This window comes from Enterobacter sp. H2G27 (assembly GCF_054403075.1).
Genome location: NZ_JBSVSI010000001.1, coordinates 2,357,653 through 2,370,019, shown reverse-complemented (window position 1 = coordinate 2,370,019; position 12,367 = coordinate 2,357,653). Strand labels below are relative to the sequence as shown.

Here is a 12,367-nt window from a genome sequence, read left to right as displayed (position 1 = left end):
GCACTAAGGTGTCGTATTTCAATTTAACTGAATCTACTGCAATGAATGAAATGACAACCTTTGGTTATGTTGATAAAGCATTAACTTTAGCACAAAAGAGATATGCAGACGTCACGAATCGTAATTCTCACGCCCCGATTTTACAAATGTACGACTCTATTGTACAACAATTAATATTTTTACGGGACTTAATCGAAGGCAAGGAAAAGGATAAAGCAAAGTTATGGAAAATGACTTTCGGTATGTTTGCAGCGAAGGAGTTTGATAATTCTGATGAGTTGTTTTTTGAAAGGTTGTCGGATGCCTGGTTTATTGTGGATCAAATACGTCGAGGGTTAAAGGTTAGACTACCGCACGAGGTTGACGCCAATTACACAATAAAACAACAAAACCTAAAGATGAAATATCCTGATGAGTTTTAGGTTACGATATTGAATGTAACTATATTTTAGGTGATGGATGATAGATTTACATACCAATTTGCATGCCCTGATAAAATATGTGGATAAATATCGCGAATACTTACCGATTAGCAATCCTTCCGTCCAGCGGAGGCTGCAGTATATTTATGATAATAAACCCTTAGAATCATCCTCGAATAGTGATGTACAAAAACAATGGGACTTAACGCCATCATGTAACATCTCACTAGCGGAATCGCGAGACCGTGCTGTCGGTGCGCTTATAGGTCTTGCTGTTGGAGATGCTGTAGGTACGACGCTCGAATTTTTACCTCGTGACAAAGCACATGTCAAAGATATGATAGGTGGTGGGCCATTTCGACTCCGCGCAGGTGAATGGACGGATGATACATCCATGGCATTATGTCTTGCGGAAACGCTTCTTGAGAAAGGTGATGCTGATACTATATGCTTCAGGAATAAACTTCTGGAATGGTATCAGCATGGTTATAATAGTTCAAATGGCGTCTGTTTTGATATAGGAAATACAACTCGGTTTGCTTTAGAGCAATATTTAACTGTTGGTCCCGGGTGGAACGGTAATACAGCACCAGAAACTGCAGGTAATGCTTCCATCATCAGGCAAGCACCTGTCTCTATTTTTTTTAGAAAGTCATTAAGTAAAGCGTTTTATGAGGCTAAAAAACAAAGTATAGCAACGCATGGAGCCGCGGAAGCAATAAATAGCACACAGTATTTAAGTTATTTGCTCGTGCATATGATTAACGGTAGCAATAAAGATTTTGTTTTTTCTCCGCACGTCATGCCGCTACAGCCACGTGTAATGATTATCAACGCGGGTGAATATAAGCAAAAAACTCGCGATCAGATTCGTTCAAGTGGTTATGTAATCGATACGCTTGAGGCCGCGATGTGGTCCGTATGGAATACTGATAATTTCCGGGATGCGATTCTGCTGGCTGCCAATCTTGCCGATGACGCTGACAGCGTTGCGGCCACGGCGGGACAAATAGCTGGGGCATTATATGGGTGCTCCGGTATTCCGAAGGAGTGGAAAAACAAACTCGTTCAATACGAACGGATTGCTACAATGGCAGGTGAATTGTTCGATAGAGCTCCTGAATACATCGCTTAGAAATTGTTCATCATCTATGGCACGGAAGGATATCCGTGTCATAAATCTGAAGAAAAGTAGTGGCTGTTTTTTACTCTGGCAAAAAGCATGGATAAAAGATGAAATAATGAAATGGACTGGCTTTATAATTTTTATACTCATCGCCTTAGTCTATATCTGGAACGGGAAAGATCTTTACACCCTAAAAGAGTGGCGAGACTTTCGAATTAAATTCATTTCAGTGTTGGTTGGTGCGCTTGCATTGACACTCATTTTAATTGGCGTATCAAAATTAACCCCGTTACTGGACAGAGAAAGCGCGCGGGCGATAGCATTAATATTACCGGCATCCCTGGTGGCAATGTTACTGTCGAAATTTTTTGTTGTGATGTTGAATGCTATTTTCGAGAGTATTATGCGATTTCATAAACGGTATAATACCAAAGAAATGTATTTAAAACTATCGTCTCTGTCTGCCCGGTATGGGGCCAAATTACACCTGGTAGCAAAATGTCTCGCCTCGTTAGGCTGTATCTTGATGCTCTATGGCATCTGGTTTGGCAGTACAGGCTGATATAAAGAGGTTAGTTAGATGCCAGCAATGCCAGGATATGAAAATAAGTAAATGCGGGATATTATGATGCATTTGTTTTTCTTTTTTATTTTTATGATTTGGACGCTAGCACTTATCTGGAATGGAAAGGATTTGTTCAACAAAAAACAATGGTTCCTTGCTGGTGTGATGTTCGTTCTGGTGCTAGCGGTTACGGTTGTTATTGGCTTTACATTGAAATGGCTCGCGCTGTCAATGTCATTATTCTCCGTCGCAACGGCGAAACAATATTCGATTATCTTTTCCATGTCTTTCCTGTGCGTATGGGGACTAAAAGTTACCGTTGTGCTGCTCTGTACGATCTTTTCCGGGATTACAGGAGGGCACAAAAAATACAATGCTGAAAATTATGAAGCAATATCGTCTATAACACGCGTTGTTGCGCCTTGCTTACTTATCGTTGCTAAAAGCGTAGTTTCCCTGGGTAGCGTCCTTATGTTTTCAGGTTTATGGCTTAAATAAGCACGATTTAAAAAATATCTCAATGAACACCGAGATTAGTCCATAGTGGAATAAAGATTATGCTCAACCGAATTACCGTTCAGCTCCCGGTGGAGGGGCTTCTGTTCTGGAAACTGACGGGCCGCGAGGCGATGTCCGAGTCGTTCGCGCTGACGCTGACCGTGCTCGGCACGGACGCGCGCATCGACCGCAGCAAGCTGCTGGGCCAGCCGGTCACGGTGGCTATCCCGACGCAGAATCTGCTGACGTCCCGCTATATTAACGGCAAGGTGACGCGCGTGGCGGTCAGCGCCGTTGAGCTGACGGGCACCCGCTATGCGGTGTACCAGCTGACGGTGGAGCCGGACCTGTGGCCGATGAAGCGCGACCGTAACCTGCGTATTTTCCAGGGCCAGACGGTGCCGCAGATTGTGAAAACCCTGCTGGGTGAGCATCAGGTCAACGTTGAGGATAAACTCACCGGCAGCTACCGGGTGTGGGACTACTGCGTGCAGTATCAGGAGTCGAGCCTGGACTTCATCAGCCGCCTGATGGAGCTGGAGGGGATTGCCTATCACTTCCGCCATGAGGCGGACAAACACACCCTGGTGCTGACCGATGCCGCCACGCAGCATCAGCCGTTCAGCGGCTATGAGGTTATTCCTTACCACCAGACGCCGTCAGGCGGCAGTACGGATGAAGAGGGCATCAGCCAGTGGGCGCTGGAGGACAGCGTGACGCCGGGGATTTACAGCCTCGACGACTATGACTTCCGCAAGCCGAACGCGTGGCTGTTCCAGGCCCAGCAGAACCCGGCATCGCCGAAGCCGGGCAGCATCGACGTGTACGACTGGCCGGGGCGCTTTGTGGACAAAGGGCACGGGGAGTTCTATGCCCGCATTCGTCAGGAGCGCTGGCAGGTGGAGCATCAGCAGATTCAGGCCACCGCCACGGCGGCGGGGATTGCGCCAGGGCACACCTTCACGTTAACCAACGCGCCGTTCTTCAGCGACAACGGTGAGTATCTGGTCACGGCGGCGGGCTATCACTTTGAAGAGAACCGTTACGCCAGCGGCGAGGGGGAGACCATTCACCGCACCGATTTCACGGTGATCCCGTCGGCGGTGGTGTACCGTCCGGCGCAGACCACGGCGTGGCCGCGCACCTACGGCCCGCAGACCGCAAAAGTGGTGGGGCCGAACGGCGAGAGCATCTGGACGGACAAATACGGCCGCGTAAAGGTGAAGTTCCACTGGGACCGCCTGGCGAAGGGCGATGACACCAGCTCCTGCTGGGTGCGCGTGTCGAGCGCGTGGGCGGGCCAGGGCTACGGCGGGGTGCAGATCCCGCGCGTCGGCGATGAGGTGGTGGTGGACTTTATCAACGGCGACCCGGACCGGCCGATTATTACCGGTCGCGTGTACAACGACGCGAGCATGCCGCCGTGGGCGCTGCCTGCCGCGGCGACGCAGATGGGTTTTATGAGCCGCACGAAAGACGGTTCCGTGGACAACGCCAACGCCCTGCGCTTTGAGGATAAAGCGGGTGCAGAGCAGGTGTGGATCCAGGCCGAGCGTAACATGGACACCAGCATTAAAAATGATGAAACGCACAGCGTCGGCGGCGAGCGCAGCCATTACGTGAAGAAAAATGAACTGCATCGCGTGGAAGCGAATCAGACTCAGGCCGTGAAAGGTGGCACCGAGATCCTGACGGGGAAAGGCAAGCTGGATGCGGCGGTGGAGCAGTACGTCATTGCTTCCGGGACGAAGCTGCGGCTGGTCTCCGGTGAGAGTGCCATTGAGCTGAATGCTAACGGCAAGATTAACCTGATCGGTAAAGAATTTAACTTCTTCGTGGAAGGGGATGGGTATATCACCACTGGCGGTAAGCTGCATCTGAATACCTCTGGTACAAAACCGGGCACCACGGCACCGGGATCGGGGCATAAAGGGGATATTGATGCGGCGGTGCAGGCGAAATTTACGGCCAAAGATGAGTAAAGCAGGTGCGGTGCTTATCGCGTTACTAACGACGGGAATGGCTGGAGGTGATGCACAGAAAAAGGATCTTTGGATGTTTATTTCCGGGATGAGTGCATCGCTTAAGACGTTATCCGTTACAACCCTTAGTAACGCGCCGTTATCGTTTAAGATGACCAGGCAAAATGAATATATCAATTTCTACAATGCCGACGATATCAAACTCGCTGATGGAACGAACATAACCGCAATTGGGTTACGTTTAAGCAAACAAAACGACGGCATGGCGCCTTTACTGAATTTTTCACCTTCCTCAGGTCAATGCATAACGCTTGATACCGTTAAAAAGCGCTATCCGCAGCTGAGGTTAACTGATTATCCGCGCGGCCGTTCGGAGAACGAAGTGACCAGCTATACAGCCCGAAAAGATATGAATGGACAAAAAGTGAGCTTCAGCTTCACCGTGAAAAATCCTCACTGTCTGGGTTCAGTCGTCATTAGCGCCGACTAAGAAATACTGCACTCATGTCCTGACGGTTTCTTCAGGGTGATAATGGCCATACACATTTAATAAATGACGATTAACGTGAAAAAACATACGCCAATATTTCTTTGTTCGGTCCTGATGTTTAGCTGTCCTGGCAGCAATGTGGTTTTCGCTCAAGGTAAGCCATCCATTCTGACTAAACAGGATTTTTCAGTACAGATCAAAGACCTGCCTGTCGCCTTGGGCGACAGATGGACGCCTGATATTGCCCGTAAAATTGGCGTGCCGGTGGAAGGCAGTTTTACCGGTGAGGTTCCTTTTGATGGAGTCCAATATAAATTCTTTCAGCATCAAAACGCTGGAGTAGAGATATTCACTTCCAATCTCTGGTGGGATAAAGCTGAACGAAGCGTTGATGATTATATCGTGTCGCAGATTACGCTGACTGCCGAAGAATTCGCAACGCCGCGTGGTGTCCATGTGGGTTCAACGAGAAAGGAACTGAACAGCGCATACGGTACCGGTCAGGTCGACAATGATGCGGGGGAGCAGTGGATTACCTACGAATTGGATAAAGAATTGCTCTCTTTTGAGATAAAAGGCGGCAACGTTATAAAAATAACGATGAATTACAAAAATGATTCTCAAGAATAATTTATGACCAAAAAATATCTGGCAGTCGTATTGTTCACGGCTTTATTGACAGGCGTCGTTGAAACGTCATCGGCACTTGAATTATCGCAATATAATAAGCTCGATACGGTAGGTCGCATCCTTAACGACAGTGAAGTGACAGACAATCTCAGGACGCTGCTGGGAAATCACTACCAAACCTTTATTGATAACTTTGACGTCTTCGGCGAACCGCATACCACCACAGGTGGAGGATTGTTTGTTGAAGGCTGGCTAAAAGATCTTTATCTGGAGAACGCGTCAGCGCTGGTTATCAATCCTGACGGCAAAATCTTTGCGGCCTGGGTGGTTCCGGAGTCGGACGTAATCCATTACCAATCCTCTGATAATAGCCCGGGTATTAATGTTGATATCCAGCAATGGGCCGCCAGGTTCAATACGATGCAGTTTGCAACGAACAGCCAGTCGAGACCTGCGTTTGACGGGGTTTGGGCAGGCGGCGCAGGCGGACGGGCTGTTCTGGAAATAAAGGGGAGTGAAATGGAATGGCGTCTGGTAACGCCTCCTCAAAAAGGAAATGATTATGCTCCACAGCGCTATACGTTACGTAAAGCCGCTTCGGTTCATCACGCTGAAACCAGAAAACTGGATACCGAAAAGTTCGCTATTTCTCTGAAAAACAGGTGCGGTCATTTTGAGAGCGAATGTGACGAGATGCTCTATCTCGGCGTGCGAAAAAGCGATAACAGTACGATCTCCTTAAAGGGAAAAACGTTGCACGACTCCGCAGGTAAAATAATCGGCTCAACGTACAAGAATGGCGAGGTCGCTTATACCGTGACGTACGCCCCCGTGAATCTGGTTGTCAGCAAAGGCAACCATATTTTAGTCGAGCAGTCAGGCCAGTGGCTTAAATAACTATACAGCCAGCCAAAAGGCCAGCATGGATTGGCCTTCTTGTTTCTCTCAATATCAATCATCCCGAGTTCACTTATGAAATACACCCTCCAGGAAGGTTCGTTTTCCCTTTTTCCTGCTGCCTGGCAGGATAACAGCATGAACATTATTCGCGATGACGAAAGCGGGCTGTCCGTGGTGGTCAGCCGCGGCGTGATCCCCGATGGCAGCGACTATGAACAAGAGTTCCACCGCCAGTGGGATGTACTGCGTCCTCAGATGGGTGAGATCGCCCAGAGCGAATTTAGGAACGTAAAGGCCGGGCCTGACGGCAACATTAACGGGCTGGAAGTTGAGACCACGTTTGACCGTAACGGGCAGCGCCTGTGGCAAAAACAGCTGGCCGTGCAGACGCCGGGCAAACCGGTATTGATGATTTTTACCCTCTCGGCACTCAGAGCCTTTACCGAAGAGGACGAGGTGCGCTGGAGCGCGCTTAAGCAGAGTCTGACGCTAAACGACAACCGGAATGTGTAAGGCATGAGCGATAACAACGCGGCCCGTAAGGGCGACGAGATTATTCACTCCAGCATTTTTGCTGACATCACCAGCATTGTGGCGGAAGGTGCCGCCTATGCGGTGATCGGCGCGGCGGTAGGCGCAGCAGCAACCGTAGCTGCGCCATTGCTGGGGGCCGGGGCAGCAGCTGCAGGCGTGGCGGCGATTGGCTCCAGCTGTCTGTTAAGCGGCATTATCGGTGGCGTGCTGGCGAACGTTGCGGGGATCACCGACGATATCAGCAACGCCGCTGAGGGGTTAGGCAATGCGCTTTTCCCGCCGTCGCCTGCGGGTAAAATCACGACCGGTTCCAGTAACGTTCTCACCAACGCAATCCCCGCCGCACGCGCGGCAGGCACGCTGACGCCCACAGATACTCCTTCACCTGAGCCGCAGTCGCCGGGCAGCTTTGCCGATTACGCGGGCATGCTGCTTTCTGCCGCCGGACAGTTTGGCAGCGAAATGTGGCAGCCGAGCGTGGCCTCTGCCGCTGCCGGAACCTCGCCGCTGGAAGAAGACAAGGTGGCGTGCGAAAAGCACTCCGGGCCGCAGTATCTGGCGGAAGGCTCTAAAAGCGTCTTCATCAACGGGCAGCCCGCGGTGCGTGCGAAAGATCGCACCACCTGCGAAGGTACTGTGTCCGACGATGTTTCCCCGAACGTAATCATCGGCGGGGACACGCTCACGGTTCGCGATATCAAAAGCGGTAAAACGCCGGGTCTGGCGCTGGGGATGATTGCGCTCTCCCTGCTGCGCGGGCGTCCGGGCAAGATCCTGAAAAATATGCCCTGCGCGCTGGCGGCGGCCGGCGGCGGGATGCTGGCCGATATGGCGGTCAACGCCGTGTTCGGCTCCTCGCACCCGGTTCACGCCGCTACCGGCGTGAAGGTGCTGAATGACGACGACGAACTCGACTTCTCGCTGCCGGGGCGCTTCCCGCTTCGCTGGCAGCGCAGCTACAACAGCCTGACCACCCGCGAAGGGCTGTTTGGTCTGGGCTGGGCAACCACTTTTGACAGCTACCTGGCGCTGGAAGAAGACAACGCGACCTGGTTCGACGAAACCGGGCGCGAGCTGAGCTTCGAGCTGCCGCCGGTCGACCGGGCATTTTACAGCATCAGCGAAGGCATTATTATCCGCCGCAACGAGAGCGGCGACGTGGCGATTGCCGACGATGACGGCGCGGTGTGGCGTCTGTATAAACCAACCCGGGCGAACCCCTCCATCCTGCGTCTGGCCTCCCTCAGCGACGAATACGGCAACGCGCTGCTGACGGAGTGGGACGAGCACGGCAGGCTGACTGGTATTCATGACGAGCCGCGGGCAATCGACGTCACCCTGCGCTATGACGATGAACGTTTCCCGCAGCGCGTGACCGCAGCCAGCCACTTCGACGGCAACCAGACCTGGCCGCTGATGCAGTGGGGCTACGACGCGCGCGGTCAGCTGGCGAGCGCGACGGATGCCTCTGGCGTGGTGACGCGTGAATACCGCTACAACGACCACGGCCTGATGGTCTGGCACCGGATGCCGGGCGGTCTGGAGAGCGAATACCGGTGGCAAAAATTCGACCACTGGCGCGTGGTGGAAAACCGTACCAGCACCGGCGACGGGTGCCGCTTTAGCTACGATTTAGCCGCCGGGCTGACGACCGTCGAGCACTACGATGGTCAGACGCGCCGTCACTACTGGAACGCGCAGAATCTTATTGTCCGCTACGTTGACGAGCGCGGTGAAAACTGGCGCTACGAGTGGGACGAAAACGAGCTTCTCACGCGTCGCATCGATCCGCTCGGCAACGCCGTCACCTTTGTCTACGACGAGATGGGCAACCGGGTGCAGGAGACCGATGCCGACGGCAACACCCGCACCACCACCTGGCTGGAGCACCGCGCGCTTCCTGCGGCCATTATTGAAGCCGACGGCAGCGCCACCCGGTTCTGGTACGACGAACATCACGGGCTCAAGCGCGTAGTAGACCCGATGGGGCAGACGACGCAGCTGCGCCGGGACGAGTTTGGCCAGGTCGTGGAAGAGGTCGATGCCGCTGGCAACAGCCGTTACCAGGAGTACAACGAGGCCGGGCAGATTGTCCGTTCGACGGACTGTTCCGGGCGTATTACCCGCTATCGCTATCATCCGCTGGGCTGGCTGGTGGCTGAGACTGGCGCCGACGGGGAAGAGACGCGCTACCGCTACGACGCCGCAGGGCGTCCGGTGCAGCTCGATCGCCCGGAAGGCTGGATGGAATCGCTCAAATGGAACGAACGTGGCCTGCCGGTGAAGCATGCGGGTGCTGACGGGAAAGAAAGTGAGTTCAGATACGACGAGGCGGGGCGCTTAACCGCCACCCGTAATACGCAGGGTGAAGAAGTGCGACGCCGCTGGGACAGCCGCGGGCGTCTGATTGCCCTGGAAAACGAGAACGGCGAAGCGTATCAGTTCCGCTGGGGGCCAGACTCGCTGCTGCTGGAAGAGGTGGGGCTCGATGGCGTGGCCTCGCAGTATCGCTATGATGCCTGCGGGCGCACGATTGCGCGCACCTTTGCCGCCGGTCATCCGGAGGCCATCACCCACGTCTTCGCCTGGAGCGCGAGCGGCCAGCTGGTCGCCCGCACCACGCCGGAGGGGCAGACCCGCTACCATTACACACCGTCCGGGCTATTAAGCCGGATTGGGCTGCATCCTGCACTTGCAGCCGACGCGTGGACCACCGAGGCAGAGCAGGAGCTTGCCTTTGAGTATGACGCGCTCGGTCGCGTGACGCGCGAAGCGGGCGAGCACGGCGAGCTGGCGTGGGAGTATGACACGCTGGGCAACCGCACCTCCGTCACGCTGCCCGATGGCCGCGAGCTGAAGCAGTTCTACTACGGCAGCGGGCATCTGCTCAGCATTGCGCTCAATAAGCTGTCGGTCTCTGATTTTACCCGCGACGAACTCCACCGGGAGACCAGCCGCACCCAGGGGCTGCTGACCACCCGCAGCGAATACGATCGTCTTGGCCGACTGCATCGCCGGGACGTCTTTACCGGCAATGCGCAGCGCCCGTCGCCGCGCCGCTGGTCCCGCCGCTGGGACTACGACTATCGCAATAACCTGGTGCGGGAAGAGCGGGACGATAACCCGTTCAGCTGGTACCGCTGGCAGTACGACAGCGCCGGGCGCCTGCTCGTTCAGGACGGCACGCTGCCCGGACAGGAGCAGTGGCGCTGGGATGCTGCCGGTAACCCGCTCGAAGGATCTGTTGAGAAGGTCACGCACAACCGCCTGACGCAGCTGAACGGCATTCGCTGGCGTTATGATATCCACGGCCGCACCGTGGAAAAAGATAACGGCCAGACCCGCTGGTACTACCGCTACGACGGTGAACATCGCCTGACGGAAGTCATCAGCCAGCCGCGGGATCGCAACAAGCCGCAGACGCAGGTCAGCTTCCGCTACGATCCGCTCGGGCGACGCATCAGCAAAACGCGCCGCCAGATGCTGGGCGGACAGCCAACCGGCAAGCCGGTCACCACCCGGTTTGTCTGGGAAGGGTTCCGTCTGCTGCAGGAGGTGCACGGGGATGTGCCGCTGACCTACGTCTACAGCGATCAGGACAGCTACGATCCGCTGGCGCGTATTGATGGCGTTAATGCTCCGGAGATCTTCTGGTTCCACTGCCAGCCGAACGGCACGCCGGAGCGGATGACGGATATCGAAGGGCAGGTGCGCTGGGAAGGGGTCAACAGCGCCTGGGGCAAGCTGCTGCGGGAAAGCGAGTCGCAGGTATCAGGATATTCTCAGAACCTGCGCATGCAGGGGCAATACCTGGACCGTGAGACAGGGCTGCACTACAATCTGTTCCGGTATTACGACCCGGACTGCGGGCGGTTTACGCAGCAGGACCCGATAGGGCTGGCGGGGGGGATAAACCTTTACCAGTATGCGCCGAATGCGCTGGGATGGGTGGATCCGTGGGGGTTGAGCCGTGAGTGTAGCGGTAAAACGAAACCTGATTTCTACGTCGGTCCAGCGGGGCCAAGCGCTACAATGCCTTCTACAGCCTATCGCTATATGAGGTATCTTGAGGATGACGGTACTATTAATGCATGGGTGCCTAAAACATTTGAATCCAAATCCGCACCAGTCACTTATTTTGGTTTTGATAAATTAGACTCCGGCCGCACAGTAAGAGATGCATTCCAGATCAAAGGAGCAGATAAATTGAATCCACTTGATCCTTTGGATAAATCATGGAGTGATGGACGTCTTAGAGCTGAGTTTGATACGCTTCAATTATATGAAAATGGTGTTCCGCAAGTGCGAACCCCGAGAATGTTCGGCGATAGACCAGGAGCGCCACTTGAACCGTTTACTAAGGCATACCCTGAATACGGCCAAGGTAATGTTCAACAGCTGCATGCTGAAAATAGAGTTATTAATTTCGACAAGATTGATATTCTGCCAGAGGAACCATGATAAATTTACAATCTTATAATGAAGTGTTAGATTTCCTGGAGCTGTTTTTTCAAAAATATATTCTTGATTCTAATTGTTTGCAGGATATGCAATCTATTTTAGATGATTGTCGAAAAGAAAAAATGGTGGCTATTCGAGCTATAGACTCATGTTTTATGGAATATAGGCGAAAGACTCAAGATTATAGAGTCCCTACTCATGAGGAACAGGAGGTATGGAAACAGTTGTTCAATATATGGCAGTAAAATATTAAATAAAAATGGCTGGGTGGGTTTTTACTTAATATCCCGTATTATTTTGCTAAGGTTATGCTATTACCATCGGTGTCAGGAGGTAATCTGTTTTTTTCGAATGTGTTATTAAAATTCAGGAGTAAAATGAATGACAGTGGAAAAGTTACGAAAGAATCTTGTTTTTTTAATAAAAAAATATGTTCGGGAAAGTCAACGGGAAGCATTTTATGATGACATATCAAAGCCTGATGTGCCAGTGAAAGGTATTTTAGCTGACTTTAATAAAGTCAAAACAAGAACCGTTGATGAAGCGGATGGAGATTTGATACGTGATATTTACTTTTATTTTTGCTAACTAATAGTTATACGGGGAATTGATTTTTTCAGGTTGTTTATTATGTTTGTTTTTTTAGTTTTTTTATGGAAGGTGAGTAGGTTGATGCATGGGGAAGGGTAAATGACTCTTGAGTCGTCCCAATCCTTACCCTCCCCTATGAGGGACATTAGAAATATATTAATTACAGAT

11 protein-coding genes are annotated in these 12,367 nt (G+C 52.4%); all 11 read left to right on the top strand.

Features of this window, described 5'->3' with window-relative positions; genetic code table 11:
- The first annotated feature begins 41 nt into the window (after positions 1 to 41).
- The 11 genes from ACW9E7_RS11245 (at position 42) to ACW9E7_RS11195 (ending at position 12,196) form a co-directional block, all read left to right on the top strand.
- Positions 42 to 422 (top strand): immunity protein Tsi6 family protein, encoded by a 381-nt coding sequence (locus ACW9E7_RS11245; RefSeq protein ID WP_133294641.1) that lies wholly within the window; start codon positions 42 to 44, stop codon positions 420 to 422.
- A gap of 37 nt (positions 423 to 459) precedes the next feature.
- Positions 460 to 1,557: an ADP-ribosylarginine hydrolase Tri1 gene (tri1, locus tag ACW9E7_RS11240; RefSeq protein ID WP_133294640.1), complete on the top strand. Its 1,098-nt coding sequence runs from the start codon at positions 460 to 462 to the stop codon at positions 1,555 to 1,557.
- 16 nt (positions 1,558 to 1,573) lie between these two features.
- Positions 1,574 to 2,110, top strand: a complete 537-nt coding sequence (locus ACW9E7_RS11235) for a hypothetical protein (RefSeq protein WP_133294639.1) — start codon at positions 1,574 to 1,576, stop codon at positions 2,108 to 2,110.
- A gap of 51 nt (positions 2,111 to 2,161) precedes the next feature.
- A complete protein-coding gene (locus tag ACW9E7_RS11230) occupies positions 2,162 to 2,611 on the top strand; it encodes a hypothetical protein (RefSeq protein ID WP_143345236.1) in 450 nt (149 codons plus the stop codon).
- A gap of 59 nt (positions 2,612 to 2,670) precedes the next feature.
- Positions 2,671 to 4,593: a type VI secretion system Vgr family protein gene (locus ACW9E7_RS11225; protein WP_163353909.1), complete on the top strand. Its 1,923-nt coding sequence runs from the start codon at positions 2,671 to 2,673 to the stop codon at positions 4,591 to 4,593.
- Positions 4,586 to 5,083: a hypothetical protein gene (locus tag ACW9E7_RS11220; protein WP_232057348.1), complete on the top strand. Its 498-nt coding sequence runs from the start codon at positions 4,586 to 4,588 to the stop codon at positions 5,081 to 5,083. Before ACW9E7_RS11225 ends, ACW9E7_RS11220 begins: the two co-directional genes overlap by 8 nt.
- A gap of 75 nt (positions 5,084 to 5,158) precedes the next feature.
- Positions 5,159 to 5,713: a hypothetical protein gene (locus tag ACW9E7_RS11215; protein WP_232057347.1), complete on the top strand. Its 555-nt coding sequence runs from the start codon at positions 5,159 to 5,161 to the stop codon at positions 5,711 to 5,713.
- 3 nt (positions 5,714 to 5,716) lie between these two features.
- Positions 5,717 to 6,610 (top strand): hypothetical protein, encoded by an 894-nt coding sequence (locus tag ACW9E7_RS11210; RefSeq protein WP_136195742.1) that lies wholly within the window; start codon positions 5,717 to 5,719, stop codon positions 6,608 to 6,610.
- Positions 6,611 to 6,685: 75 nt separating this feature from the next.
- The gene (locus ACW9E7_RS11205; protein WP_111964743.1) at positions 6,686 to 7,126 is read left to right on the top strand and encodes a DcrB-related protein; all 441 of its coding nucleotides are present in this window, start codon (positions 6,686 to 6,688) and stop codon (positions 7,124 to 7,126) included.
- A 3-nt stretch (positions 7,127 to 7,129) separates the two neighbouring features.
- Positions 7,130 to 11,608 carry an RHS repeat-associated core domain-containing protein gene (locus ACW9E7_RS11200; RefSeq protein WP_458727784.1) on the top strand — a complete coding sequence of 1,493 codons (4,479 nt, stop codon included), beginning with the start codon at positions 7,130 to 7,132 and terminating at the stop codon, positions 11,606 to 11,608.
- A 381-nt stretch (positions 11,609 to 11,989) separates the two neighbouring features.
- Positions 11,990 to 12,196: a hypothetical protein gene (locus tag ACW9E7_RS11195; protein WP_126304639.1), complete on the top strand. Its 207-nt coding sequence runs from the start codon at positions 11,990 to 11,992 to the stop codon at positions 12,194 to 12,196.
- The last annotated feature ends 171 nt before the right edge of the window (positions 12,197 to 12,367 follow it).